This is a genomic window from Paraburkholderia sp. XV, from assembly GCF_020177535.1.
Lineage (GTDB): Bacteria > Pseudomonadota > Gammaproteobacteria > Burkholderiales > Burkholderiaceae > Paraburkholderia > Paraburkholderia caribensis.
Map to the genome: position 1 here is coordinate 25,547 of NZ_JAGUUD010000013.1, position 26,691 is coordinate 52,237.

The following is a 26,691-nucleotide window of genomic DNA, read 5'->3' on the forward strand; positions in this document are numbered from 1 at the left end:
CGCTGCGACGTATGCAGCGGCACGCGGACAAGGATGATCGGAGACGATGACAGCCGCGCCGATGCATCGAGACGGGGCGCGGCCTGTGCGTGGCACACAGCTTACTACCGGAGGCGAAAACGTGTTGCTTCACGCGCAGGCGGTGGGGATGCGCGGCGAGCGGCGAGCCGCGTGACCAGCGAGAGAGACTGGAACTGCGAAACGGCAAGAAAATCAGCGGACGATCGTCACGCAGTCGGACAGCAACGGCGGCGCGTCCTCGCCCTGCATCGCGTCATAGAGGGTGGCCTGCGGGCCCTTGGTCCACCACGTGTAGCTGCCCGCCTGATACTTCGCGCCGGAGCCGGACAGCACGTTGACGAACAGCATCTGCCGGCCTTTCACCGGCAGCACCGCGAAGCTCTGACCGTTGGTTGCGTTCAGAGATAGGTGACTTGCAGGATGCGCCCCGTCGCGCAGGTGTACTTCTGGATCACGCGGTGCGAAGTGCGGATATCGGGCAACGGCGACAACCCGGCGGCGCGGGCCACGCCCGACGCCGCGACGAACGCCAGCACGCCCACTGATGCAACCCACCGTCTGCTCATTGAATGCCTCGCTTCGTGACGCTCTTTTGTTATGACTACGCGACCCGGCCGAAGTTTGCGGCTCATGGATCGATCACGTCGGCGCATGCGTCGGTCGGCGCGGCGGCCACGTGGCCGACCACGGGAACGATCTTGAGTCCCGCCGAGGCGATGCGGCACGGCGCAGCGGCCAGCCCGCAGCCGCTCAACGCGGCCATCAACCCAATCGACGCTGCCAGCGACGCGATACGCCGCGCGACCTTGCTGCCTGACTGTCTAGCTTTCACACGCACTCCGCTCCTGGTCCGCCCCGCGATCTACCCGCCTCGAGCGGCGACGTGCGAATCGCCATCCGTTCTCTCACTTCGCCGACACCGGCTTGACAGCGGCAGCCGCCTGCTTGGCGCGCTGCAGCGCTTCACCGATATCGCTGCCCGTTGCGAGCGCCACGCCCATGCGGCGCTTGACGAAGCTCTCGGGCTTGCCGAACAGGCGCAGGTCCGCGCCCGGCACGGCGAGCGCCTGCGCGACGCCTTCGAAGGCGATGCCCGTTTCGTCCAACCCGCCGTAGATCACGGCCGACGCGCCCGGCGCGCGCAAGGTCGTATCAACCGGCAAGCCGAGAATGGCGCGCGCGTGCAACTCGAACTCGGAGAAACGCTGCGACGCGAGCGTCACGAGCCCGGTGTCGTGCGGACGCGGGCTGACCTCCGAGAACCATACGTCATCGCCGCGCACGAAAAGTTCCACGCCGAACAGGCCCCGGCCGCCGAGCGACGTCGTCACCTTGTCGGCGATGTCGCGCGAGCGTTCGAGCGCGCGCGGGCTCATCGGCTGCGGTTGCCACGATTCGACGTAGTCGCCCGCAACCTGCACGTGGCCGATCGGCTCGCAGAAACTGGTGGCCGTCTGCTGCGTGGCGGAGTCGATCGCGCGCACGGTCAGCTGCGTGATCTCGTATTCGAAGTTGATGAACCCTTCGACGATCACGCGCCCGTGATTCACGCGCCCGCCCGCCATCGCGTATTGCCATGCCGGCTCGACATCGGAGTCGCTGCGCAGCACTGACTGCCCTTTGCCTGACGACGACATGACCGGCTTCACGACGCACGGATAACCGACCTTCGCGATGCCCGCCTTCAGTTCGTCGATCGAATCGGCGAACGCGTACGGCGACGTGGGCAGGCCGAGTTCCTCGGCGGCGAGGCGGCGGATGCCTTCGCGGTTCATGGTCAGTTGCGTCGCGCGCGCGGTCGGGATCACTTCGGCGACGCCTTCCGTTTCGATGGCGGCCAGTGCGTCGGTGGCGATGGCCTCGATTTCCGGCACGATCAGATGCGGGCGCTCTTTTTCGACGAGCGCGCGCAACGCCTTCGCGTCAGTCATGTCGATCACGTGCGAACGGTGCGCGACCTGATGCCCCGGCGCGTTCGCGTAGCGGTCGACCGCGATCACTTCGACGCCGAGCCGTTGCAACGCGATGATCACTTCCTTGCCCAGTTCGCCCGCGCCGAGCAGCATGACGCGCGTAGCCGAGGTCGAAAGAGGTGTGCCGATGCGTTGGCCGATCATCATGGGAGCTCCAGAGAATTTGTGACAAAAAGCGGGTGGAATGAATGACTGCGCCGATGTTAACATGCGCGGCCCCTGCGGCTGCGCCCGCCGCGTGCCGATAACCCGTGTGGGGAGCGCGTCGCGGGCGACCTTGCCGGGCGTGCTGTCAGGCGGCCGGGGCGGCGGCGGTCCATGCCGGTGAAACCGTCGCGCAACGGACTGCAACCGCGCGGGGCGAACGGCGTGGTCGCGGCAACCCTGCGTTTTTGCCGATGCCGCCTGTACCCGCCTATACCGCCTATACCTTTTGTTCACCCGCGTTTGCGCTCGCATGCGGCAAGCGTAGTGCGATACCCTTACGCCTTCGCCAGTTTAGAGAGGAACGACGATATGCAGCCCACGTCTGCCACGCAACGCGACGCACGCTCGAGCGCCACCCCCGACGCATCGTCGCATGCACCTGACACGGCTGCGCGCGTGTCGCTGCGCCGGCGCGCGGGTCATGCGCTGGCCGTCGTGTCGATGGCCGCGTCACTGTCCCTGCTCGTCGCCGCCTGCTCGATGCCGAAACATCCCGACACGGAAGCCCCGCCGCCCGATCCGTTCAACCCCGCGGCCACGCAACTGCTCGACAACACCGAATGGCAACTCAGCGGCTGGAAGCTCGCGTCGGGCAGCACGCGCGAGGTGCCGGACGGCGCGAGCGGCGAACCCATCACGCTCCAACTGTCGACGCAAACAGGCCAGCGCCGCGCCAGCGGCTTCTCCGGCTGCAACCGCTATACGGGCACGTACATGCTGAAGGACGGCAAGCTGAGCTTCGGGCCGCTCGCGGGCACGCGCATGGCATGCGCGACGCCGGGCGGCAAGATCGAAGGCGCGTATCTCGCCGCGCTCTCGCATGTCGAGCGCTCGGGCGTCGACATGCGCAAGCCGCAACAACTTGAGCTGATCCTCGACAACGGCGACACGCTCGTGTTCGCGCGGCGCGGTCAATGACCGCGTGGCCGGCGAACGTCAACTGTATCGGGACGCCGCGCGCCGCGCGGCATTCGCTCGCGGATACGGCCCGCTTTGTCCAGTTAAACTCGATGGATCGCGCGCTCGCGCATCCGTCATTCGTTGATGTCTAGCATGCAAACGGTAGTTTTCGGCTGGTTCGGCGCTTCCGCCGTCTGGTTTCTTCCCCTGTTGTGGCGTCTCGTGAAGTCCGTGCTGCCGGGCGGCGCGGGCCTGCGCGGTCCCGGCACGATCCGGCTGTGGCTCGGCTTCGTCTGCGTGCTGATCACGAGCTGCACGCTGGAGGCGTCGCTCGTCAACGTGCAGGGGCTCGACGGCTTCGGGCATGGGCTGTCGGCGGGTCTCACGCATCTGATGGGGCGCGTCGCGACGCCGCTCGTGATGCTCGGCCTGTTCGCGGTTTCGCTGCCGTGGCTCATCGGTTTCAGATGGCCGTCGTTCTTCGCCTGGGCCAACGAGGCATTCGGTCTTGGCCTGTCGCGTAGCGCGCGCGAAGACGAACCGCGCGGCCACGCCTCGCGTGCCGTCGAGTCGGCGCCGTCCCATAGCAGCGCGCCGATCAATACGATGGCGCCAAAAGCCAATGGGCGTTATGCGCGGCCGACCGTGTGGCGGCCGCCTTCCACGACGCGCGCCGCGAGCGCTACGAGCGCCGCCGTCGCGGCGGGCGAAGCGATGGGCATGCCGGGTGGCTCGACTGTGGGTAGCGGCAGTGTCTTACGCAACGCCGGCGGCCATGCGGCGGGCGGTGCGCAAGCAAGCCCCGCCTCCGCCCAACGGCCGGGCGCACCCAGGCCGTGGACGCCCGCCGAACCGGTCGCGCCCTCCGGCTGGCTCAACACCGACACGCCGCGCGCGCATTCGCGCGACACGGTGGCTCCGCTGATGGAAGCCGCGCGCGTCGCGGCCACGCCGCCGACTGTCTTCGGCAGCACGGCGGCCCTGCAATCGTCGAAAGCCGCGGCGGCCAATGCCGGGGCGCGCGGCCCGTCGGTGAATCCCGCCGTCGCGTCGGCGCGCTCGGCGGCCTTGCGCGGCGCGACGCTCGCGCAGAGCCGTCAGACGGCATCGGTCGGCGCGGCAACGCCCGCCGCGCCGACGCGGCGAGCCGTCGCGCCGTCCGCTTCGCCCGGCACGCGCCGCGACACGCCGAATCTCAAAGTGCCCGCCTACACGCGCGCCAACCCACCCGCCCAAGCCGTCGCGCCCGCGTCGAGCGTGCAGGAAACCCTGCGCAGCATCGAGGAAAACGCGGCGCGCTGGACGACCCTCGCGGGTGCCAGTCTCGCCCGGCGCACGGCGAGCGATCCGGCGAAGGTCGTCGACACGCGCAGCATGCCGGTCCCGGCCGATGGAGTGCATGCGCAGACGCCGTCCGCTAGCGGCACGGCGGTCGAGGCTTCCATGGGTTCCGCAAGCGCGGTGGGCGTGTCGGGCGTATCGGGCGTATCGGGCGTATCGGGCGTATCGGGCGTATCGGGCGTATCGGGCGCGGCGGCCGTCGCTGCCGTCGATCAGGCCGTGTCCGCGCTCGAAGCTGCCATTGCCACGCACACGACGCCCGCTGCGGAAACAGTTGCGCCTTCGGAATCAGCAAACGCAGCCGAGCGCAACGAAGAGGCGGCTCAAGCGGTTGTGGCCGCGCCATCCGTGACGCCGTCGGCTGTTGAGCAATCGCAGGTCGCGGGGGCAGAGCCGCCAGCGCAAACCGCCGCCGCCGAGCAAACGGATTCGGCTCGCGTGGAGCCCGAGATTGCGCCCGCTCAGCCGAGCGCAATTGCCAGCGATGTGACGGCAAGCGCAATTCCCGCCGAACCGCACACGCAGACTCACGCCGCGCCGGAGAATGAACAGGCCGTTGCAACGGCTGTGTCCGAGCCAGTTGAACCGCAACGGCAGGCCGTTGCCGAACAGATCGTGACACAAGCGAACGTGGCGGCCGCTGGCCCGACCTCCACGCCGTCCGAACCGGCGACCAGCATCGCATCATCCGGGCAACCGGCGGCGCCTTCGACGCTGGCATCGACGCCCGCCGTCGAATCCGCGCCCGCCGATCCAATCGCAACGCCCCCACAGCTCGCTTCGACGCAGTTCGACGCGCACGAAACGGCAGCGAGCCAGCCGGAATGGCCAGCGCCAACCGCCGTCGTGCAGCAGCCAGCGACTGTCGCTCACGCCGTCGAGTCCGCAACCGCCGCTGAAGCTCCCGTTGCGCCGTCAACATACATCGCGAGCGACACTGCCTCGCCCGCAGCGGACGAGCCCGAGTTCGCCGAACAGACTGAGACCGCCCCTACCCCGCTTGCGCCATGGGATGCGATCACGCAATCCGTGTCGCTCATGCGCGTGGCTTCGGCAACCGGTCCATCGGGACAACAGGCGCATCATGCATCGGTGTCGAACGCGCCTGCATACGGCGAAGCTGATACGCCGCCTGAACCTGTCGACGCGTCGACCGCGCTCGACGGCACATCGAACGAGACAGCACCGGAAGCAGCTTCGAACATCGTGCGCTTCCCGGGCCCGTCCCTCGTTGCGCCAGCGTCTGAACAGAACGCGGCCGACGAATTCGAGCCAGACCTGACGCAAGACGAGCCCGTCGACGCGCAACAGGCGCCGCCTGCCGCCACCCCGCCCCGCCCTGCCGTGCGCGGCCACAGCGGTCCCGCTTTCGAGTTTTACGCGCCTGCCGCCTCGCACATCGAACTGCCGGCGCTCGATCTGCTCGCGCCCGCCTCGTCCGACGCCGAGCCCGTCAGCGAAGAAAAGCTCGCCGAAACGGGCGCCCTGATCGAACAGCGCCTGCAGGAATTCAAGGTGCCCGTGACGGTGGTCGGCGCATCGGCGGGACCCGTCATCACGCGCTTCGAAGTCGAGCCGGCGCTCGGCGTGCGCGGCAGCCAGATCGTCGGGCTGATGAAGGATCTGTCGCGGGGTCTCGGTCTCACGTCGATCCGCGTCGTCGAGACGATTCCCGGCAAGACCTGCATGGGTCTCGAACTGCCGAATGCCAAGCGTCAGACGATCCGTCTCTCCGAAATTCTCGAAGCCAACGTCTATCAGAAGTCCGCGTCGAATCTGACGCTGGCGATGGGCAAGGACATCACCGGCCACCCGGTCGTCACCGATCTCGCGAAGGCGCCGCACATGCTGGTCGCCGGGACGACGGGCTCGGGCAAGTCGGTGGCGATCAACGCGATGATCGTCTCGCTGCTGTACAAGGCGACGCCCGAAGATGTGCGAATGATCATGATCGATCCGAAGATGCTGGAGCTTTCCGTGTACGAAGGCATTCCGCATCTGCTCGCGCCTGTCGTGACGGACATGAAACTCGCGGCGAACGCGCTCAACTGGTGCGTCGGCGAGATGGAGAAGCGCTACCGGCTGATGTCGGCCGTCGGCGTGCGCAACCTGCAAGGCTTCAACCAGAAGATCCGCGACGCTGCCGCGAAAGAGAAGAAAATCGGCAATCCGTTCTCGCTGACGCCCGACGCGCCCGAGCCGCTGTCGCCGCTGCCGCTGATCGTCGTCGTGATCGACGAACTGGCCGACCTGATGATGGTCGCGGGCAAGAAGATCGAAGAACTGATCGCGCGGCTCGCGCAAAAGGCCCGCGCGGCGGGCATCCATCTGATTCTCGCGACGCAGCGCCCATCCGTCGACGTGATCACGGGTCTCATCAAGGCGAACATCCCGACGCGCGTCGCGTTCCAGGTGTCGTCGAAGATCGACTCGCGCACGATTCTCGACCAGATGGGCGCCGAGTCGCTGCTCGGCCAGGGCGACATGCTGTTCCTGCCGCCCGGCACCGGCTATCCGCAGCGCGTGCACGGCGCGTTCGTCGCCGACGAGGAAGTGCATCGGATCGTCGAGCATCTGAAGCAGTTCGGCGAACCGGAATACATCGAAGGGATTCTCGACGGCCCGGCGACAGATGGCGGCGGCGCGCAGGACCTCTTCGGCGAAACGCCGGATGCGGAAGCCGATCCGCTGTACGACGAAGCCGTCGCGTTCGTCGTGCGCACGCGCCGCGCGTCGATCTCGGCCGTGCAGCGGCAGTTGCGCATCGGCTATAACCGCGCGGCGCGGCTCGTCGAACAGATGGAGACGGCAGGCCTCGTGTCGGCGATGGGCATCAACGGCAGCCGCGAAGTGCTCGCGCCAGGGCCGGCGGAATGAGCCGCTTCCAGAATGGAACAGCGCCGCTGCGAGAACGACAATAGCCGAACGCAGCGGCGACACCCGCCTCTTTCACACTGCCGTCATCACGACGGCGACACCCACTTGAAGTCGACAGGCGATCCGATCTCGATGCGTTTCGGGTTCGCTTCCAGCAGCCCGCTTTGCGGATCGCGACGGAACACGTACGCCGTATCGCTGTTCTGATTGCCGACGATCAGCCATTGTCCCGTCGGGTCGATGGAGAACTCTCGCGGAGATTTTCCAAGACTCGACTGCCGGCCGACTTCCCGTATATGGCCGTTGCCGGGATCCACCGCATAGATGACGATTTCATTCGCATCGCCGCGATTGCTGGCGTACAGAAAGCGTCCGTCCGGCGACAGATGGATCGCGGCTGCGCCTACCTGCCCCTTGAAGCCGGGTTTCGCCATCGGCACGACCTGCAGTTGCGTGAGCTTGCCGTCGTCGTAGTGAAATGCCGTGACGGTCGCCGTCAGCTCGCTCGTCAGATACGCGTATTTGCCGTCGGCGCTGAACACCAGATGGCGCGGGCCCGAGCCGGGCTTCACGTCGGTATAGCGCTTGTCCGTCGGGCCGAACAGGCCGCGGCTGCCGTCGGGCGTGTAGCGGTATGCGTAGAGCTTGTCGGTGCCGAGATCCTGCGCAAACAGATAGTTGCCGTCGGGCGAGAACACGGTCGAATGCACGTGCGCGTTGTCCTGGCGTCCTTTCACGGGACCGCCGCCTTCATGATGCACGGTCAGCACCGACGCGCCGACCTGGCCGTCCGCCTGCAACGGAAACACCGCGAAGCTGCCGCCCGGGTTCGCGGCGACCGAGTAGTTGGCCGTCGTCAGATATTTGCCGTCCGGCGAGATGCTCAGATAGCACGGATCGTTGCCGTCCGACGACACGCGGTTCAGGAACGTTAATTGCCCGCTTTTCGCATCGAAGCCGAACGCGCTGATGCCGCCGCGCTGCCCGGCGGGGCCGTTGTCGCCCGGCTGCTCGTTGACGGAATAGACGTAGCGGCCGTCGCGCGACGCGATCACGTACGACGGGTTGTCAGTCTTCGCAGACGCCACCTGTGTCGCGTCGCCCGACTTCGTGTCGAAGCGATAGACATAGATGCCTTCGCTCTTCGGACCGGTGTACGTGCCGACGATCAGATCGTAGACGCCGTCGGCGGGTGCGGCGGTCGTGCCTTGAGCGAAAGACTGCGTGGCGGCAATCGATACCATCAGTGTCAAACCTCTTATGATCGAACGGGCGGACAAGCGCGGATTCACGCGCAAACTGAAAGACTGTGGCACGGCACACGCTACTGCTCGGGTACGACGCTGCATGACGACCTCCTGGCGAGACGGGTTATTCGGTTCGTGTGTGTCGCTGGTCTGCCGCGCGGCTCGATCGGAGCGTGCCGTTGTCGTAACGGCTGCATGACGATTGCAGCGTGCGCGTCGTGCGCCCTCGTGGCCCCGCCGCCGCTGATCGTCGATGTCGTATTTGGGGCAAGTATAAGAGCGTTGCCCGCGCCAGCACAGTCTGATCCGCGAGCCCAGGCTATCCGACAGGTTGTCTCTTTCCGTCGTCAATTCCAACAAAAGGAGTCGCCATGAACATCCATCTCACGCTCGGCCCGCTCGTCGCGCTGATCGCCGGCATTCTCATTCTGATCGTGCCGCGTTTGCTCAACTTCATCGTCGCGCTTTATCTGATCATCATTGGGCTGATCGGGCTGTTCGGCGTCGGCGGCACGGCGCACTTCTGACGCGCGTGCACGGACGCGTCCACGCAGGCGCGCTGCGCATTGCATTGGTGTTGAACGCGCCGCGTGACGGCGCTTCGGGCATGTCAGACGCTCACGAACCCACGCGCAGCGCCGCGCGGGCCGCTTGTCGCGGTCCGCGCGGCGCTGCGCGTGTTTGACTGGAAGCGTGCTCGTTCGGGATAACGCGCGTCGCGTCAGCCGTTCGACAGTTGATCGAGACGCAAGCGCCCCTGCAAGGACAGGCCACCGACGGCATAATGACCGTCGGCTTCGCTATAGCGCTTGAAACAGGCGCGTTCGATCAGAAATGCTGCGGCGGTTTCCATCCCGTTGCGCGAGATGCCGAGCGTGCGGAAGTCGAGTGGAAGAAGCGAATCGTCAGGCAACTGACTCGCGGCGGAGAGAATCGTGATGCAGTCGGATTTCGACGGGTTCAGCATGGCTTATCCTCGAAAACGGCGCCGTGGCTGCATGCTGCAACACCGGCCGCCGGTGGGCTGCGATTCATCAGAACTCACGTTTGAATCCGATTGTAAGCATCAAAAAATTGGATTGGCAATACGCCCGGATGCTCGCACGCGTATGCACCAGAATGCACCGCGCAAGCCCGGTAACTACGACGCTCGCGCACCGTTTCGCGCGCGCAGGAACGTACTAATTACACGGTGACCGACGGCTTTACCATGTCTGCCTCTATCGAAGACTATGCACTCATCGGCGACGGTCACACGGCCGCGCTGGTTTCGCGCGATGGTTCCGTCGACTGGCTGTGCTGGCCACGTTTCGACTCGGGCGCTTGCTTCGCCGCGCTGCTCGGCACGAGAGACAACGGCCGCTGGCTGATTGCGCCAGCACTGGACGATCAAGCCGAAGATGCCGCTGATGCCCCGTCTGCGTCGCAGGAAGAAACGCGCGAGGAAGGGCGCGCAGAACCCTGCAGCAAGCCGGTGCCGCGCCAGGCAGACAAGCCGGGCGCCGCGCGCACGGCGACGCGCGAAGGCGCGACTGAAGCGGCTGAAGCGGCCCAAGCGGAAGCACGCGACGCATCGGCCGCCCTCGACGCAGGCAACCCCGGCATCAAAATGGGTTTCGCGCGCGCCACGCGCCGCCGCTATCGCGGCGAAACGTTGATCCTCGAAACCGACTTCGAGACACCCGACGGCGCCGTCACGCTGATCGACTTCATGCCGCCCGGCAACGGCTGGTCGGAGATGGTCCGGATCGTCGTCGGCAAGCGCGGCACTGTGAAGATGCGCATGGAACTCGTGCTGCGCTTCGACTATGGCTTCTCGATTCCCTGGGTCAGCCGCCTCGCGCGCGAAAGCGGCATCAAGGCGATCGCCGGACCTGACACGGTCGCGCTGCGCACGCCTGTCGATCTGCGCGGCGAGAACATGAAGACAGTCGCCGAGTTCACCGTCTCGGAAGGTGAACGCGTGCCGTTTTCGCTGACTTACTCCGCGTCGCACCTGAACATTCCGCCCGCGCGCGATCCGCACTCGGCCCTCGCCCGCACTGAGAACTACTGGCTGGAGTGGTCGTCGCGCGGCACCGTCGAGGGCAAGTACGCGAGCGCCATCCGCCGCTCGCTGCTGACGCTGAAAGCGCTCGCCTACGAGCCGACGGGCGGCATCGTCGCTGCGCCGACCACGTCGCTGCCAGAGAAGATCGGCGGCACGCGGAACTGGGACTACCGCTACGTGTGGCTGCGCGACGCAACCATCACGCTGCTCGCGATGATGCGCGGCGGCTACTACGAAGAGGCGCGCGCGTGGCGCTCGTGGCTGGGGCGCGTGATGGCGGGCTCCCCCGAGCAGTTGCAGATCATGTACGGCCTCGCGGGCGAGCGGCGGCTGCCCGAGTTCGAAATCGACTGGCTGCCGGGTTATGAGAACTCGAAGCCCGTGCGTATCGGTAACAACGCGGTCGGGCAATTGCAACTGGACGTTTACGGCGAAGTGATGAACGCGCTGCATCTGGCGCGTGTCGGCGGTTTGCAGGCGGACGAAACCGCGTGGAACGTGCAGTGCGAGATGCTGCGCCACCTCGAAACGATCTGGCAGGAACGCGACGAAGGCATCTGGGAAACGCGCGGCGGCCGTCAGCATTTCACGTTCTCGAAGGTGATGGCCTGGGTCGCATTCGATCGCGCGATCAAATCGGCGGAAAAATTCGATCTGCCCGCGCCGCTCGAACACTGGTACGCGGTGCGTGCGCAGATTCACTCGGACGTCTGCGCGAAAAGCTGGAATGCGCAGCTGAACGCGTTCACGCAGACCTACGGCGGCGACGAACTCGATGCGAGCGTGCTGCTGCTGCCGCTGCTCGGTTTTTTGCCGCCCTCGGACCCGCGCATCGCCGGCACCGTCAACGCGATCGAGAAAAACCTGATGCACGACGGCTTCGTGATGCGCTATCGCACCACCGAGTTCGACGACGGCCTGCCGCCCGGCGAAGGGACGTTTCTCGCCTGCAGCTTCTGGATGGTCGACAACCTCGCGCTGCAGGGGCGCATCGACGACGCGCGCGCCATGTACGAGCGGCTGCTGTCGCTCGCGAACGACGTCGGGCTGCTCGCGGAGGAATACGATCCCGTCGGCGGACGGCTTGTCGGGAATTTCCCACAGGGGTTTTCCCATGTGGCCCTCGTTCACACCGGACTGAATCTGATGAAACACGAGCAGGAGATGGCACATGCGACTGGCCAGCCGCCGCATGACGGCGAGAGCGGACAAGCTGCTGCGCCGCCCTCTGGCACGCCTGATGCTGATATCTCGGCACCTCCCGTCGCCTAAAGAAAACGGGCGAATTGTCGATGACGTGGATATGACATCCGTGAGTGTGCTAACGCACTGTTGTTGCATTGCACAAATCGTATGCCTTCTATATCATCACCCGAACCAGACGGCCGATAATCGTCACCACCAACAATTCCACACGTAACCAGAACCGGCCCGCCTCGTCGCTGCGCGTTCAGACACGCTGCCCTGCGCGAACCGTTATAGCTGGAGCACCCATGCTCTATCAAATTCACGAATTCCAGCGGGCATTGTTGAGCCCGCTCACCGCCTGGGCTCAGGCTGCCTCGAAATCGTTTGCGAATCCGGCCAGTCCGCTCGCCTATGTGCCGGGCGCCACCCGCCTGTCCGCTGGCTACGAACTGCTGTACCGGCTCGGCAAGGATTACGAGAAGCCCGAGTTCAACCTGCACCAGATCGTCAAGGACGGCCACAACATTCCCATCGTCGAGCAGACGATCGTCGAAAAGCCGTTTTGCCGGCTGATGCGCTTCAAGCGCTATTCGGACGACAGCGATGCCGTGACGCAGCTGAAGGAAGAACCCGTCGTGCTGGTGTGCGCGCCGCTGTCGGGCCACCATTCCACGCTCCTGCGCGACACCGTCAAGACGTTGCTGCAGGATCACAAGGTGTACATCACGGACTGGATCGACGCGCGCATGGTGCCGATCGAAGACGGTACGTTCGATCTCGACGATTACATCGCCTACATCCAGGAATTCATCCGCCACATCGGCGCGAAGAATCTGCACGTGATCTCGGTGTGCCAGCCAACCGTCCCGGTGCTCGCGGCCATTTCGCTGATGGCGAGCCGAGGCGAGGACACGCCGCGCACCATGACGATGATGGGCGGCCCGATCGACGCGCGTAAGAGCCCCACGGCCGTCAATTCGCTGGCGACGCAGCATTCGATCGAATGGTTCGAGAACAACGTCATTTACAACGTGCCGCCGAACTATCCGGGCTTCGGCCGCAAGGTGTATCCGGGCTTTTTGCAGCACACGGGCTTTGTCGCGATGAATCCGGAACGTCACGCGGCTTCGCACTGGGACTTCTACCAGAGCCTGCTGCGCGGCGACGAAGAAGATGCGGAAGCACACCGCCGTTTCTACGACGAATACAACGCGGTGCTCGACATGGCCGCGGAATACTATCTGCAGACCATCCGCGTCGTGTTCCAGGAGTTCAGCCTCGCCGAAGGCACGTGGGAAGTGAACGGCGAACTGGTGCGCCCGCAGGACATCAGGAAGACCGCGCTCTTCACCATCGAAGGCGAACTCGACGACATCTCCGGCAGCGGCCAGACGCGCGCCGCGCATGAGCTGTGCACGGGCATCCCGGAGAAGGACCGCCGTCACTTCACGGCGGAAAAGTGCGGCCACTACGGCATTTTTTCGGGCCGTCGCTGGCGCACCATTATCTATCCGCAGCTGCGCGACTTCATCCTGGAGCACACGCCGAAAGCGCCCACGCGCAAGACGGAAGAGCGCGTCGAGGCATAGGCGCACGGCGGCGCAAGCCGCGTGCGGCGGGCGCAGCCAAATGTTGCGCCTGCATCCAACGCATTCCAGCGGATACGAAAACGGCCTCTTGCGAGGCCGTTTGTCCGTCAGGCGATCACGCTTAGCGGCGCATCAGATACGCGAGCAGGATTTCGGTGTTCATCTGGATCACTTCGCTGCGCTCGGCGGCCGCGCTGAAGTCGCGGCCCAGTGTGGCTTCGAGCGTGAAGCGGTTCGACACGATGTAGTAGCCCATCCCCGACAGCGTCACATAGAAGCGCAGCGGATCGACGTTCGTGCGGAACAGCCCGGCGCGCTGGCCGCGCTCGAGTATCGAGCCCAGTGTGGCAACGATCGGCGAGATCATTTCGCGAATGCGCGTGGACTTCTGCATATAGCGCGCCTCGTGCAGATTCTCGTTGTTCACGAGTCTCAGCAATTCGGGGTGATCGCGATAGTAATCCCACACGAAATGCGCGAGCCGCGTGACGGCCTCGACAGGCGCGACGCCTGCGAGATCGAGCGTGCGCTCGGCTTCCGTGAGCGCGCTGAACGCGTGTTCGAGGACTGCCGTGAAAAGCTGCTCCTTGCTACCGAAGTAGTAGTAGAGCATGCGTTCATTGGTCTCCGCGCGGCGGGCGATCTGGTCGACGCGTGCGCCGAACAACCCACCATTCGCGAACTCTTCGGCCGCCGCGAGCAGAATGCGGCGACGGGTGCCTTCAGGATCTCTTTTGATTTTCGGCTGATTCATGGTGGCATGTGCTTCGTGAGCCGCGTTATCCGGATCGCTCGCCGTCCAATTGCCTGGCCTTGCAACGGCGGCGCTGCGCGGGGCTGGTTGGTGGGATCACCGTCCTGCGGTCTTACAAAAAAGCGCTTCGATTATGGCACATGCTTCGGTAATAACAACTGGGGAAATCGGCGATAATACGCATTTGACCGATCGCACGGTCACCTTGGCGGCCCGGCACTCCACGCGGTTTGCGCAATGTCTGCGAATCCTGCCTGGCGCGCACCAGGGTGCGGTTCAAACCGCATCCATTCGATCACACGCATTCGCCACGCCGGTGAACGGCAACAGCATGTCCCCCACGTCTTGACCGTGACAGAATCCAGAACATTCGCGGATCTCATCGAAGATCTGCTGCCCCAGACGCAATGCACGAAGTGCGGCTATCCCGACTGCCGCGCTTACGCCGAAGCCATCGCGCGAGACGAGGCCAGCTACAACCAGTGCCCGCCCGGCGGCGCGGAAGGCGTCGCGCGGCTCGCGAAGCTGCTCGGCAAGCCGGTGATTCCCCTGAATCTGGACCATGGCGTCGAGCGGGCGCGGCCAGTCGCGTTCATCGACGAAAACCTGTGCATCGGCTGCACGCTGTGCATGCAGGCTTGCCCCGTCGATGCAATCGTCGGCGCACCGAAGCAGATGCACACGATGGTCGCCGAACTGTGCACGGGCTGCGACCTGTGCGTGCCGCCCTGCCCCGTCGACTGCATCGAGATGATCCCCGTCACGGGCGACAAGACAGGCTGGGATGCGTGGAGTCAGCCACAGGCCGACGCCGCGCGCATGCGACACGACCGTCGCCGCGCCCGCCTCGCTGCGGAGCGCGAAGCGGCCGAGGCGCGCGCGGCGGCCAAACGCGCGGCGGCGGTATCGGCCAGTTCGCCGGTTCCGGCGGCGCCCGCCGCTGGCCCCGCCCCGACAGAGGCAACAGTCGAAACAGCCGCCGCGCCCGTCGCCGACGCCGAAGCCAGGAAACGCGCGATCATCCAGGCCGCGCTCGAACGCGCGCGCGCGAAGAAAGCGGAAAACGCCGCGCAAGGTCTCGGCCCGAGGAACACGACCCATATCAGCGCGGAAACGCAAGCGCAGATCGATGAAGCCGAGGCCCGCCGTCGCCGGTTGGGCATGACTGACGACAGTTCCGAATCCGTTCCCACGCAAGACGTCGATCAACCCAAAAAGTCCTGACCCAGCCGCATGAACGCGACCAAACGACGGGCGATCTACGAGACGCTCCAGAGCCTGAACCCGCATCCGACGACCGAACTGGAATACTCGACGCCGTTCGAGTTGCTGATCGCCGTGATGTTGTCGGCGCAAGCAACGGACGTCTCGGTGAACAAGGCGATGCGCCGGATGTTCCCCGTCGCGAATACGCCGCAGAAGGTGTTCGACCTCGGCGAGGAAGGCGTCGCCGACTACATCAAGACGATCGGCCTGTATCGCACGAAGGCGAAGAACGTGATCGCCACGTGCCGCATCCTGCTCGACCAGTACGGCGGCGAAGTGCCCGACGCGCGCGAAGCGCTGGAGAGCCTGCCGGGCGTCGGCCGGAAGACGGCGAACGTCGTGCTCAACACGGCGTTCGGCCAGCCGACCATCGCCGTCGATACCCACATCTTTCGGGTTGCCAACCGAACCGGGCTCGCGCCAGGCAAGGACGTGCGCGCCGTCGAACTGGCGCTGGAAAAATTCACGCCCGCCGAGTTCCTGCAAGACGCGCATCACTGGCTGATTCTGCACGGACGCTATGTGTGCAAGGCGCGCCGGCCGGAATGCTGGCATTGCGTCATCGAGCCGCTGTGCGAATTCAAGCCGAAGACGCCGCCGCCCGATCTGTGAAGCGCAGCGGCGCGTCCGGGCGTCGGGTCATCCGTCTGCGCGCGCTGCAGGCGCGGCGTAAAATGCAAGCCTGCCAGGCGCAAACAGCCTGCCCCACTCGCTTGTCACCGTCCGAAGTCCATCGATGTTCAATCCCAGCCGCGACGAAGTCCGCCGTTTTTTCACCGACACCTGGCGCAAGCAGCGCGCGGGTGAAATCCTGACGCCGCTCGAAGCGATCGCCGCCGACTGGATCATCGAGCATCCCGAGTATCACGCCGAACTCAAGGACGCCGAAGCCGCCTCGGCGCAGGACTATTCCCCCGAACGCGGGCAGACCAATCCGTTCCTGCATCTGTCCATGCATCTGGCGATCAGCGAGCAACTGTCGATCGATCAGCCGCCCGGCATTCGCGCCGCGCACGACCGGCTCGCCGCGCGCCTCGGCTCCACGCACGACGCGCAGCACGCGATCATGGAGTGTCTGGGCGAAACGATCTGGGAAGCGCAGCGCACCAACACGCCCCCCGATACGGACGCCTATCTGCAGCGCATCGAGCGCCGCGCGTCGCGCGACTGACCGACGGCGCGACGTTTCGCGCCAGCCAGAATCCGCCGCAGGAAAACAAACACCCCGCCGTGGCGGGGTGTTGGTCGTGAGCCGTCAGCGAGCGTGCAGCAGCTTACTTCTTCTGCACGAGGTCGCCGTCCAGCGATTCGATGTAGGCGGCGATGTCCTTCATGTCGCCCGGCGACAGGCTTTGCACCTGCGCCTGCATGATCGCGTTGTTACGGCCGAGATGCGGGTTGCCCGTGCCCATCTGATACTGGCGCAGCGCCCAGTAGACGTAATCCGCGTGCTGACCGGCGAGCTTCGGATATTCGGGCGTCACGGGCTTGTTCAGGTTCGGGCCGTGGCAGGCCGCGCAGTTGTGGCTCTCGGAGAGCGCCTTGCCGTTGGCGACATCCGCCGCGTGCGCGTTCGATGCGACGACAAAACCGGCCAGCGCAAGCGTCGCGCATGCAGCCTTGACCACCGTATGAAGTGCGTGGGGATGCTTCTTCATGGATTCTCCTGTGTCGACGGACGTTTGCGCTTTAGCGCCTACCGCCGTCCCATGCAAACTGGTTGCGCCGCGAACTGAATGAGCCGATGACGCGCTGGCGCGCACCGCCATTTATTTGTCGGGATTATTCTTCGAAGAGGCCGTCTGCACCGAGTAATACGCGGCGATGTCGGCGATGTCCTGGTCGGTCAGCGTCACGGCGATTGCGTGCATTGTGTCGAAATGGCGGTCGCCCTTTTTGTACGCATGCAGCGCGTTTTCGAGGTAGGTCCGGTTCTGGCCGCCCAGCATCGGCACCCGGTACACCTCGGGATAAGCCGTGCGGTAGTCGGGAATACCGTGACAGCCGATACACATCGCGACCTTGCCCTGGCCCGCCTTGGCGTCGCCCACGATATCCGCTGCCTGCGCAGTTGCCGCCAAAGTTGCCGCAAAACCCGCGGCCACCGACATGGCAGCGACCACGACATGTTTGCCAACGAATTTGTTCATAGCTCTTTTAACCTGGCTTGAGGGGGAACGGGCGCCCAAAAAGGCTACGGCCTGCGCCGTTTTACTTGTCTGGGTTGCCACGCAGGCCAAAAAAATCGGCCCAATTGTACCGCGACGCCGCGCCGGGCGTCCACCGGACCGGACCCGCGCCCTGCCCCGGCAGAGCGCCGCGCCACAAGGCATCGCGCGAAATGCCGAAATGGGACAGCCACAACGGCCATCCGTCCGGGCGCGGCGGATTGCCGCATGCGGAAATCCGCCTCTTGCGCGCGCCGCGCATACCGTCCGATGCGGCTGACACCTTACGCGCGCCCCGCGGAGCGCAACAGGGCTTCTGACTTATACTGGAATTTTTCCCGAACGAGCGTCCTGTCATGCGTTTCGAAGGCTCATCGCAATACGTCGCCACCGACGACCTCAAGCTCGCGGTCAATGCCGCGATGACGCTCAAGCGGCCGCTGCTGATCAAAGGCGAGCCGGGCACGGGCAAGACGATGCTCGCAGAGGAAGTCGCGGCGGCCCTCGACATGCCGCTGTTGCAATGGCACATCAAGTCCACCACGAAGGCACAGCAGGGTCTGTACGAATACGACGCCGTATCGCGCCTGCGCGATTCGCAACTCGGCGACGAGCGGGTGAAAGACATTCGCAACTACATCGTCAAGGGTGTGCTGTGGCAGGCGTTCGAGTCGGACGAGCAATCGGTGCTGCTGATCGACGAAATCGACAAGGCCGACATCGAGTTTCCGAACGACCTGCTGCGCGAACTCGACCGCATGGAGTTCTACGTGTACGAGACGCGCGAACTCGTCAAGGCGAAGCACCGGCCGCTCGTCATCATCACGTCGAACAACGAGAAGGAACTGCCCGATGCATTCCTGCGCCGCTGCTTCTTCCACTACATCAAGTTCCCCGATCCGTCGACGATGCAGCAGATCGTCGAAGTCCACTATCCGGGCATCAAGCAGGAACTGCTGCGCGCCGCGATGGAAAGCTTCTTCGAGTTGCGCAACGTATCGGGCCTGAAGAAGAAGCCGTCCACCTCCGAACTGCTCGACTGGCTCAAGCTCCCGCTCGCCGAAGACATTCCGCCCGAAGCGCTGCGCTCGAAGGATCAGAAGCAGATCGTGCCGCCGCTGCATGGCGCGCTGCTGAAGAACGAACAGGACGTGAGCCTGTTCGAGCGGCTCGTATTCATGAATCGCAATAACCGCTGATTGCGCCGTCAAGACAGGCGAATACGGACGGAGACACCGGCATGCTGATCGACTTTTTCTACACGCTGCGCGCCGCAAAGCTGCCCGTTTCCGTGAAGGAATACCTGACGCTGCTCGAAGCGTTGAAGGAAAGCGTCATCCAGCCGTCGCTGGACGAGTTCTACTACCTCGCGCGCATGACGCTCGTCAAAGACGAGCAGTATTTCGACAAGTTCGATCAGGCGTTCGGCGCCTATTTCAACGGCGTCGCGCAGAAGGCCGATCTCGCGCTGGACGTGCCGCTCGACTGGCTGAAAAAGAAGCTGCAACGCGATCTCAGCCCGGAAGAGAAAGCGCAGATCGAAAAGATGGGCGGCCTCGACAAGCTGATGGAGCGCCTCAAGGAACTGCTCGACGAACAGAAAGGCCGTCACGAAGGCGGCAACAAATGGATCGGCACGGGCGGCACGTCGCCGTTCGGCAACGGCGGCTACAACCCGGAAGGCATCCGGATCGGCGGCGAGTCGTCGGGCAGCCGGACGGCCACCAAGGTGTGGGATCAGCGCGCCTACCGCGACTACGACGATCAGGTCGAAATCGGCACGCGCAACATCAAGGTCGCGCTGCGCCGCCTGCGGCGTTTCGCACGCGAAGGCGCCGCCGAAGAACTCGATCTGCCCGACACGATCCGCAGCACGGCCGCAAACGCCGGCTGGCTCGACCTCAAGATGGTCCCGGAGCGGCACAACAACGTGAAGGTGCTGATGCTGCTCGATGTGGGCGGGTCGATGGACGATCACATCAAGCGCACGGAAGAGCTGTTCTCGGCGGCCAAAGCCGAGTTCAAGCACCTCGAGTTCTACTACTTCCACAACTGCGTCTACGATTTCCTGTGGAAGAACAACCGCCGCCGTCATGTCGAGCGGATCGCGACGTGGGACGTGTTGCACAAGTTCACGCCCGACTACAAGCTGATCTTCGTCGGCGATGCGACGATGAGCCCTTACGAAGTCCTCCAGGCGGGCGGTTCGGTCGAATACAACAACGCCGAAGCGGGCGCCGTGTGGCTGCGGCGGCTCGCCGACCATTTCCCGCATCATGCGTGGCTGAACCCGGAACCGGAAGGCTTGTGGGAATACCGGCAGTCGGTTTCGGTTATCCGTGAGGTGCTCGGCCACCGGATGTATCCGCTCACGCTCGCCGGCCTCGAAACGGCGATGCGCATGCTAAGCAAGTAAGATCCCGGCTTTGCCTGTCTGTCCGACGAGCCGCGGCACATTGCCGGCGGCCGCAGCGGCATTGCGCATGCGCCCCGGCAGGCACCACGACACCAATTACGCTACATAGAGACACGCAGGATGACCTCTTCTTCCCCCGACTTCTCGCGTGCTGCGCGCACGCCGCTGCGGCCACTCGCCGATACGTCCCTGTCCGCGCTCGTCGCCGGTTTCGTCGCGATGATGACGGGCTACACCAGTTCGCTCGTGCTGATGTTCCAGGCAGGCCGCGCCGCGCATCTGACCGATGCGCAGATTTCTTCATGGATCTGGGCGCTGTCGATGGGCATGGCGCTGTGCACGATCGGGCTGTCGCTGCGGTTTCGCGCGCCCATCGTGGTCGCGTGGTCGACGCCGGGCGCGGCGCTGCTCGTTTCGTCGCTGCCGCACGTCGCCTATCCGGAAGCGATTGGCGCGTTCGTCGTGTGTGCGCTGCTGTTGACGCTGATCGGCCTCACCGGCTGGTTCGACACGCTGATGAAGCGGATTCCGGCGGGCATTGCAGCCGCGCTGCTGGCGGGCATCCTGTTCGAGATCGGCATCGAGATTTTCCGCGCTGCGCAATTCCAGACCGGGCTCGTGCTGGCGATGTTCTTTACCTATCTCGTCATCAAGCGTTGTGTGCCGCGCTATGCGATTCCAGCGACGCTCATCGTCGGCACGGCCGTTGCAGGCGCGCTCGGTCTACTCGATTTCAGCCGCTTTCAAGTCGCGTTCGCCGTGCCTGTGTTGACGCTGCCTGCGTTTTCACTGTCGGCGGTGATCAGCATCGGCATTCCGCTGTTCGTCGTGGCGATGGCGTCGCAGAACGTGCCGGGCATCGCCGTGCTGCGCGCGGACGGCTATCAGACGCCTTCGGCGCCGCTGATCGCGACGACGGGCGCCGCTTCGCTGCTGCTCGCGCCGTTCGGCTCGCACGGCGTGAACCTCGCGGCGATCACCGCGGCCATCTGCACGGGACGCGAAGCGCACGAAGACGCGAACAAGCGCTACATGGCGGCTGTCTGGTGCGGCGTGTTCTATCTGATCGCAGGCATTTTCGGCGCGACGATCGCCGCGCTGTTCGGCTCGCTGCCGAAGGCGCTGGTCGTGTCGGTGGCGGCGCTCGCGCTATTCGGCTCGATCATGAGCGGCCTCACCAACGCGATGCAGGACGCACGCCAGCGCGAAGCCGCGCTCGTCACGTTCATGGTGACGGCATCCGGTCTCACGCTGCTGTCGATCGGCTCGGCTTTCTGGGGACTGGTCGCGGGGCTGGTGACGCACGGCGTGCTGAACGCGCGGCGCGGCTGACGAAGGCAACGGGTGAGCGGCAAAACGAAAGGCGGAAAGCGCCTGGCGACATGGCGCGAACGGACGGAGGGGGTCCCTGTCAAACCACCATCATCCGATCCGCCATAGAATAGAAGTATCGGGCGGCGTTCCACGGTAACATCCCCGGTTTCAGACGTGGACATCGCAGATGACGCGCCGGCGCGGGCGCTTCCGTGGCAACGCGCGACGGACGGCGGCCTCGGGCCGCGTCATCATTTCCTGGACCATGGCGCGCGTGCGCCTCGAAGCGAAGGCTCGACATGACTACTGCACTCGATCAACTCAAGCAATACACCACGGTCGTCGCGGACACCGGCGACTTCCAGCAACTCGCGCAATACAAGCCGCAGGACGCCACGACGAACCCGTCGCTGGTCCTGAAGGCCGTGCAGAAGGACGAGTACAAGCCGCTGCTCGAAAAGACCGTGCGCGATCACGCGTCGAAGCCGGTCGGTGCGATCATCGACAACCTGCTGATCGCTTTCGGCACCGAAATCCTCAAGATCGTGCCGGGCCGCGTGTCGACGGAAGTCGACGCCCGCCTGTCGTTCGACACGAAGGCGTCGATCGAGAAAGGACATGAACTGATCAAGATGTACGAGGCGAAGGGTATCGGCCGCGAGCGCGTGCTGATTAAGCTCGCGTCGACGTGGGAAGGCATCCGCGCCGCTGAATTGCTGCAGAAGGACGGCATCCGCTGCAACATGACGCTGCTGTTCTCGCTGGCACAGGCCGTTGCGTGCGCGGAAGCGGGCGCGCAACTGATTTCGCCGTTCGTCGGCCGTATCTACGACTGGTACAAGAAGAACGCCGGCAGCAACTGGGACGAAGCGCGCGATGGCGGCGCAAACGATCCGGGCGTGCAGTCGGTGCGCCGCATCTATGCGTACTACAAGAAGTTTGGCTACAAGACGGAAGTGATGGGCGCGAGCTTCCGCACCACCAGCCAGATTCTCGAACTGGCCGGCTGCGATCTGCTGACCATCAGCCCCGACCTGCTGCAAAAGCTGCAGGAGAGCACCGACAAGGTCGAGCGCAAGCTGTCGCCGGAAGCCAGCAAGAATGCCGACATCGCCCGCGTGCCGACGGACGAAGCGTCGTTCCGTTTCCTCGTCAACGACGAGGCGATGGCCACCGAAAAGCTCTCCGAAGGTATCCGGGTGTTCGCTGCAGATGCGATCAAGCTGGAGAAGGTGATCGAAGGTCTGCGTTAAGACCGGTTCACCTCATTCACCGCGCAAGCAAGGCGCGCGTGGCCCGCAAGGCCCCGCGCGCTTTTTTGTTGCCGCTCGTTTTGCGCCGCGCCTCTCTACCGCTTCGCGCGCATTGTTTTCCCAATATGTAAGCGTGCTTTCTGCGCTTCGGCAGGTTTTACTTCGGTCAACACAGTTTCACATTCGCCGCTGTAACGGCGACTACAATCGTTGGCACGCGTGCGTTCGGTCGCACTCCGTCACTGCGCGTTCGCGCGAAACGACGTCCCAAATCAATTGACGGGAGACAACGATGCAAGTCCAGCCCTACCTGTTTTTCAATGGCCGTTGCGAAGAGGCGCTGAAGTTCTACGGCGAGAAGCTCGGCGCGCAAGTGCTGTTCCAGATGCGTTTCAGGGACGCGCCGCCGAACCCGCAGCAACCCATTCGTCCCGGCACCGAAGACAAGATCATGCACGCGTCGGTCAAGATCGGTGCGACGGAGTTGATGGCGTCGGACGGCAACTGCGATGAGACGTCCGGCACGCACACGGGCTATGGCCTGTCGATCACCGTCGACGATCCGTCGCAAGGCGAAAAGACCTTCAACGCGATCGGCGAAGGCGGCAACATCGTGATGCCGTGGCAGGCGACATTCTGGAGCACGGGCTTCGGCATGGTCGTCGACAAGTTCGGCGTGATGTGGATGGTCACCAATCCGCACGAAGGCGACAAGCATCCGAGCTGATTCGTCATTGACGTCCGGGCGCATCGCTCGCGCCGCGTTCGATGTTCCAGTTCGTCTCGCTCGCCGCGAGCAACGCGCGCAAGCGGTCCACCTGTTCGGCAAAGCGCTGAGCGAGCCAATACGGCCCCTGTAAATCAGGGGCCATGTCTTCGCATGGCGACCGCGCGCCCTGCTCCGCTTCCGGCCTGGACGACCAGGTCGCCGCGTCCGGCATCCGAAACTGCGTCGCACCCGCGAAGCGCAATGCACGTGCGGTGGCGAGCAGTGTCAGGCGCACCGCGTTCGCCTCTGCGCCGCACCGCTGCGCGAACGCATCGCGCCGCTCCGGATGCGCGAGCGTGCCCGTCGACAGCATTTCCAGTGCGCTGAGCATCGAACGATGCAAGCGCTGGATCTCGTCGAGCCGCGCAATAGGCAGGTCGATCTCCTTCGCGACCGACGGCATCAGCGAACGCAACTGCACGAGCCGCTTGCCCATGCGGATGAACGTGGCGATCTGCTCGTCGCTGCCGACGGGCACGCCCGTCGTCATCCGCGTGTAGATGCGCGCGCATTCGCGCAGGTTGTCGGCGAGCAGATAGCGCCATGAGTAGGTCGCGTGCAACGGCAGCGCGAACGAAAACGCCAGCGCAATGACGATGCCGATCAGCACGTTCAGTGTGCGCCAGAGACCCGTGTCGATCATGTTGTCGCCGTGTCCTGCGACGATGCACATCGTGATCGCCGTCAACAGCGCCACGTAACCCGCGCTGCCGATCGCAAACCATGCGCAGACGGCGGCGATCACCGACATCAGCACGTAGGTGAGCGTCAGCGAATCGAACAGGTTCTGCTGCAGGATCAGCGCAAGCCCGAGCGTTGCGCCGAGCAGCGTGCCCGCCGCGCGCTCCGCCGCCTTCTTGCGTATGTTGCCGTGATGCTGCAGCCCGCCGATCACCACCAGCAGCGTCACCGACGACCAGATGCCGTGCGGAATATCGATGCCCGTCGTCGCGAGGATCGACACGAGCATCGCGAGGCCGACGCGCAGGCTATGAAAAAACTTGGCGTGCCGATAGCGGTAATACGGCGAGGTGACCGCGCGTGCGAGCCGGCCGATGCGCGTGCGGCGCGGTGCGAGCCGCGCGGCGACGGCGTCGTTGGGTCCCGGCGGCGTGCCGGTGACCGGCTTGCGCGGCGGCTTCGGTTGCGGGTCGGAGAGAGCCATCCGTCATCCCAGGTTGCGGTTGCGCGGCAAAGGCAGCGAACACACGAGCTTAAACGATGTCGCGCGAGCACAGCACAGCCATACGGCCGTTCGCGTCCGCAGATGCAGCGCGCCGCGCCAGAAAAAAAGCCCGCAGCATGCGCTGCGGGCTTTTTTCCGGCAATCAGCCGACGCGAGATCAGGCTTCGTGCACGTCCAGATAATCTTCCGGACGCGTGCGGTCTTCAGCATGCTTCATGCCGCTTGCACGCACCACGAGGCTGGCGACGATCGACACCACGAGGTTGACGATCAGCGACCACACAGCCGCATAACCCGGAATTGCCAGGCCGCCGATATGGATCGTGTAGATCGAGCCCGCGAGCTTCAGCGAAATCGCCATCCACGTGCCGACGGCAATCCCCACCGCCCAGCCGAGCAGCAGGCCGCGATAGTCGAGCACGCGGGTGTAGAGACCGAGCACGATGGCGGGCAGCGTCTGGATGATCCAGATACCGCCGAGCAGTTGCAGCTGGATCGCATACGTCAGCGGCAGGCCGAGAATGAACGCGACGGCGCCGACCTTCACGATCAGCGACACGAGCTTGGCGATGTTGGTCTCCTGCTCGTGCGTCATGTTGCGGTTCACGAACTCCTTGTGGATATTGCGCGTGTACAGGTTCGCCGCTGCAATCGACATGATCGCGGCGGGCACCAGCGCGCCGATGCCGATCGCCGCGAACGCGACGCCGACGAACCACGACGGGAAGAAGTGCAGGAACAGCGCGGGCACCGCGAAGTTCGGGCCAAATGCCTTGAAGTACGGCGCGAACTCCGGCATGTCCTTCACGCCCGAGGCGAGTGCCATGAAGCCGAGCAGCGCGAGCAGACCGAGCACCAGCGAATACGCGGGCAGCATCGCCATGTTGCGGCGGATCGTGTTGCCCGACGACGACGACAGAACGGCCGTGATCGAGTGCGGGTAGAGGAACAGCGCGAGCGCCGAGCCCATCGCCAACGTCGCGTACGCACTATAGCCGTTCAGGCTCGACACGTCCGGCGCCTTCAGCAGCAGCTTGGCGGGCGGCACCGCGCCGAAGATATGACCGAAGCCGCCCAGTTGCGGCGGAATCACGATGATCGCGGCGGCGATCGTGATGTAGATCAGCACGTCCTTGACGACAGCGATCATGGCCGGCGCGCGCAAACCCGACGTGTACGTGTACGCGGCGAGAATCGCGAAGGCGATGATCAGCGGCAGATCGCCGACGAAGCCCTTCGTGTCGAAACCGAGCGCGCCGATCACCACTTCGATGCCGACCAGCTGCAGCGCGATGTACGGCATCGTCGCGACGATGCCCGTCACGGCGACGGCAAGCGCGAGCATGCGGCTACCGTAGCGTGCGCTGACGAAGTCGGCGGACGTGACGTAGCCCTGACGCTTCGAGATGCTCCACAGCTTCGGGAACACGACGAACGCGAACGGATAGATCAGGATCGTATAAGGCAGCGCGAAGAAGCCCGTCGCGCCCGCGCCGAACACGAGTGCCGGGACGGCGATAAAGGTGTAGGCGGTGTACAGGTCGCCGCCCAGCAGGAACCATGTGACGATGGTGCCGAAGCGCCGGCCGCCGAGGCCCCACTCTTCCAGATGCGCGAGATCGCCCTTACGCCAGTGCGCGGCGATGAAGCCGAGAATCGTGACGCCGATAAAAAACAGAACGAAGACGAAGGTTGCGGTGGCGTTCATCATGCACCTCCCTTCGAGCGGGTTTTGGTCTTGAAGTACACGACGGCCGTAATCACCGCGCTGATCAGCACCCACAGGAGCTGATACCAGTAGAAGAACGGGAAGTCGAACAGCACGGGTTCGATCTTGTTGTAGGACGGCACCCAGATCATCGCGATCCAGGGTAACAGCAACAGCCACAGCCAGTGCTTGCTGGCCTTGTTGGCGTCGGCGTCGTGAGCCATGACGTCTCCTCTTACCTATTATTGAATTGTGTCCCGCGTCTGGCGGGCAGATGGACCCGGCTGCGGATAACAGACTGGGCGCCCCGAAAGCCCCGAAAGAGTATCGGAGTGGCGAACGACCGGTCAAGCAGGGCTGACCCTAAACGCAACGGTGTTGTCAATAGACGAAACGTCGCAGAGTGCGAGATCGGATACGAAAGCGGACATCTCCGCTGCTTCGTTGAGACGCGCGGCGCGATG

22 protein-coding genes and 2 pseudogenes are annotated in these 26,691 nt (G+C 64.7%); 13 read left to right on the forward strand and 11 right to left on the reverse strand.

The window, feature by feature from the left end; all coding sequences use genetic code 11:
* Window positions 1-213 precede the first annotated feature (213 nt).
* From KFO72_RS09790 to purT, 3 genes and pseudogenes are all read right to left on the reverse strand, one after another.
* Window positions 214-587, reverse strand: a pseudogene (locus tag KFO72_RS09790) (MliC family protein).
* A 62-nt stretch (window positions 588-649) separates the two neighbouring features.
* A complete protein-coding gene (locus tag KFO72_RS09795) occupies window positions 650-814 on the reverse strand; it encodes a DUF6726 family protein (protein WP_318248436.1) in 165 nt (54 codons plus the stop codon).
* Between the two features lie 112 nt (window positions 815-926).
* Window positions 927-2,141, reverse strand: coding sequence for a formate-dependent phosphoribosylglycinamide formyltransferase (gene purT / locus KFO72_RS09800; RefSeq protein WP_054929999.1), 1,215 nt, complete (start codon window positions 2,139-2,141; stop codon window positions 927-929).
* 369 nt (window positions 2,142-2,510) lie between these two features.
* On the opposite strand from purT, the gene KFO72_RS09805 reads away from it, so the two are divergent.
* Together KFO72_RS09805 and KFO72_RS42260 are read left to right on the forward strand one after the other, a co-directional pair.
* Window positions 2,511-3,119 carry an META domain-containing protein gene (locus KFO72_RS09805; protein ID WP_225031968.1) on the forward strand — a complete coding sequence of 203 codons (609 nt, stop codon included), beginning with the start codon at window positions 2,511-2,513 and terminating at the stop codon, window positions 3,117-3,119.
* Window positions 3,120-3,254: 135 nt separating this feature from the next.
* Window positions 3,255-7,319, forward strand: coding sequence for a DNA translocase FtsK (locus tag KFO72_RS42260; protein WP_318248435.1), 4,065 nt, complete (start codon window positions 3,255-3,257; stop codon window positions 7,317-7,319).
* Window positions 7,320-7,405: 86 nt separating this feature from the next.
* Here KFO72_RS42260 and KFO72_RS09815 read toward each other — a convergent pair whose 3' ends face one another.
* Window positions 7,406-8,563 (reverse strand): lactonase family protein, encoded by a 1,158-nt coding sequence (locus KFO72_RS09815; protein ID WP_412101770.1) that lies wholly within the window; start codon window positions 8,561-8,563, stop codon window positions 7,406-7,408.
* Between the two features lie 374 nt (window positions 8,564-8,937).
* Here KFO72_RS09815 and KFO72_RS09820 point away from each other — a divergent pair, with 374 nt between their 5' ends.
* A complete protein-coding gene (locus KFO72_RS09820; RefSeq protein WP_007583393.1) occupies window positions 8,938-9,093 on the forward strand; it encodes a DUF3096 domain-containing protein in 156 nt (51 codons plus the stop codon).
* A gap of 194 nt (window positions 9,094-9,287) precedes the next feature.
* On the opposite strand, the gene KFO72_RS09825 is transcribed toward KFO72_RS09820, so the two are convergent.
* The gene (locus KFO72_RS09825; protein ID WP_036003661.1) at window positions 9,288-9,533 is read right to left on the reverse strand and encodes a hypothetical protein; all 246 of its coding nucleotides are present in this window, start codon (window positions 9,531-9,533) and stop codon (window positions 9,288-9,290) included.
* Window positions 9,534-9,776: 243 nt separating this feature from the next.
* On the opposite strand from KFO72_RS09825, the pseudogene KFO72_RS09830 reads away from it, so the two are divergent.
* Both KFO72_RS09830 and KFO72_RS09835 read left to right on the forward strand, forming a co-directional pair.
* A pseudogene (locus KFO72_RS09830) lies at window positions 9,777-11,817 on the forward strand (glycoside hydrolase family 15 protein); the annotation flags it as partial.
* A 292-nt stretch (window positions 11,818-12,109) separates the two neighbouring features.
* Complete coding sequence (locus KFO72_RS09835; protein WP_054929995.1) at window positions 12,110-13,393, forward strand: polyhydroxyalkanoate depolymerase; 1,284 nt, start codon at window positions 12,110-12,112, stop codon at window positions 13,391-13,393.
* Window positions 13,394-13,514: 121 nt separating this feature from the next.
* Here the strand turns inward: KFO72_RS09835 and KFO72_RS09840 are convergent, their stop codons facing one another.
* Window positions 13,515-14,147 carry a TetR family transcriptional regulator gene (locus tag KFO72_RS09840; protein ID WP_007583389.1) on the reverse strand — a complete coding sequence of 211 codons (633 nt, stop codon included), beginning with the start codon at window positions 14,145-14,147 and terminating at the stop codon, window positions 13,515-13,517.
* A 345-nt stretch (window positions 14,148-14,492) separates the two neighbouring features.
* Here KFO72_RS09840 and rsxB point away from each other — a divergent pair, with 345 nt between their 5' ends.
* The 3 genes from rsxB to KFO72_RS09855 all read left to right on the forward strand — a co-directional run bounded on the left by rsxB (window position 14,493) and on the right by KFO72_RS09855 (window position 16,584).
* Window positions 14,493-15,371, forward strand: a complete 879-nt coding sequence (gene rsxB, locus KFO72_RS09845) for an electron transport complex subunit RsxB (RefSeq protein ID WP_176056949.1) — start codon at window positions 14,493-14,495, stop codon at window positions 15,369-15,371.
* A gap of 9 nt (window positions 15,372-15,380) precedes the next feature.
* Complete coding sequence (nth, locus tag KFO72_RS09850; protein ID WP_054929993.1) at window positions 15,381-16,025, forward strand: endonuclease III; 645 nt, start codon at window positions 15,381-15,383, stop codon at window positions 16,023-16,025.
* Between the two features lie 124 nt (window positions 16,026-16,149).
* A complete protein-coding gene (locus KFO72_RS09855; RefSeq protein ID WP_036003650.1) occupies window positions 16,150-16,584 on the forward strand; it encodes a DUF1841 family protein in 435 nt (144 codons plus the stop codon).
* Window positions 16,585-16,687: 103 nt separating this feature from the next.
* Here the strand turns inward: KFO72_RS09855 and KFO72_RS09860 are convergent, their stop codons facing one another.
* Both KFO72_RS09860 and KFO72_RS09865 read right to left on the reverse strand, forming a co-directional pair.
* The gene (locus tag KFO72_RS09860) at window positions 16,688-17,071 is read right to left on the reverse strand and encodes a c-type cytochrome (protein WP_036003647.1); all 384 of its coding nucleotides are present in this window, start codon (window positions 17,069-17,071) and stop codon (window positions 16,688-16,690) included.
* A 111-nt stretch (window positions 17,072-17,182) separates the two neighbouring features.
* A complete protein-coding gene (locus KFO72_RS09865) occupies window positions 17,183-17,563 on the reverse strand; it encodes a c-type cytochrome (protein WP_007583383.1) in 381 nt (126 codons plus the stop codon).
* A gap of 374 nt (window positions 17,564-17,937) precedes the next feature.
* Here KFO72_RS09865 and KFO72_RS09870 point away from each other — a divergent pair, with 374 nt between their 5' ends.
* The 5 genes from KFO72_RS09870 (at window position 17,938) to KFO72_RS09890 (ending at window position 23,291) form a co-directional block, all read left to right on the forward strand.
* Window positions 17,938-18,780, forward strand: coding sequence for an AAA family ATPase (locus KFO72_RS09870; RefSeq protein ID WP_225031971.1), 843 nt, complete (start codon window positions 17,938-17,940; stop codon window positions 18,778-18,780).
* A gap of 41 nt (window positions 18,781-18,821) precedes the next feature.
* Window positions 18,822-19,997 (forward strand): vWA domain-containing protein, encoded by a 1,176-nt coding sequence (locus KFO72_RS09875; protein ID WP_060600138.1) that lies wholly within the window; start codon window positions 18,822-18,824, stop codon window positions 19,995-19,997.
* Between the two features lie 120 nt (window positions 19,998-20,117).
* On the forward strand, window positions 20,118-21,329 hold the full coding sequence (locus tag KFO72_RS09880; RefSeq protein WP_054929990.1) for a benzoate/H(+) symporter BenE family transporter: 1,212 nt from the start codon (window positions 20,118-20,120) through the stop codon (window positions 21,327-21,329).
* A gap of 281 nt (window positions 21,330-21,610) precedes the next feature.
* Window positions 21,611-22,564, forward strand: coding sequence for a transaldolase (tal, locus tag KFO72_RS09885; RefSeq protein ID WP_225031972.1), 954 nt, complete (start codon window positions 21,611-21,613; stop codon window positions 22,562-22,564).
* Between the two features lie 292 nt (window positions 22,565-22,856).
* Complete coding sequence (locus KFO72_RS09890; RefSeq protein ID WP_060600134.1) at window positions 22,857-23,291, forward strand: VOC family protein; 435 nt, start codon at window positions 22,857-22,859, stop codon at window positions 23,289-23,291.
* Between the two features lie 4 nt (window positions 23,292-23,295).
* On the opposite strand, the gene KFO72_RS09895 is transcribed toward KFO72_RS09890, so the two are convergent.
* From KFO72_RS09895 to KFO72_RS09905, 3 genes are all read right to left on the reverse strand, one after another.
* Complete coding sequence (locus KFO72_RS09895) at window positions 23,296-24,498, reverse strand: FUSC family protein (RefSeq protein WP_225031973.1); 1,203 nt, start codon at window positions 24,496-24,498, stop codon at window positions 23,296-23,298.
* A 178-nt stretch (window positions 24,499-24,676) separates the two neighbouring features.
* Window positions 24,677-26,227: a monocarboxylate uptake permease MctP gene (gene mctP, locus KFO72_RS09900; RefSeq protein WP_054930035.1), complete on the reverse strand. Its 1,551-nt coding sequence runs from the start codon at window positions 26,225-26,227 to the stop codon at window positions 24,677-24,679.
* The gene (locus KFO72_RS09905; RefSeq protein WP_054929986.1) at window positions 26,227-26,451 is read right to left on the reverse strand and encodes a DUF3311 domain-containing protein; all 225 of its coding nucleotides are present in this window, start codon (window positions 26,449-26,451) and stop codon (window positions 26,227-26,229) included. The genes mctP and KFO72_RS09905 overlap by 1 nt, the downstream gene beginning before the upstream one ends.
* Window positions 26,452-26,691 lie beyond the last annotated feature (240 nt).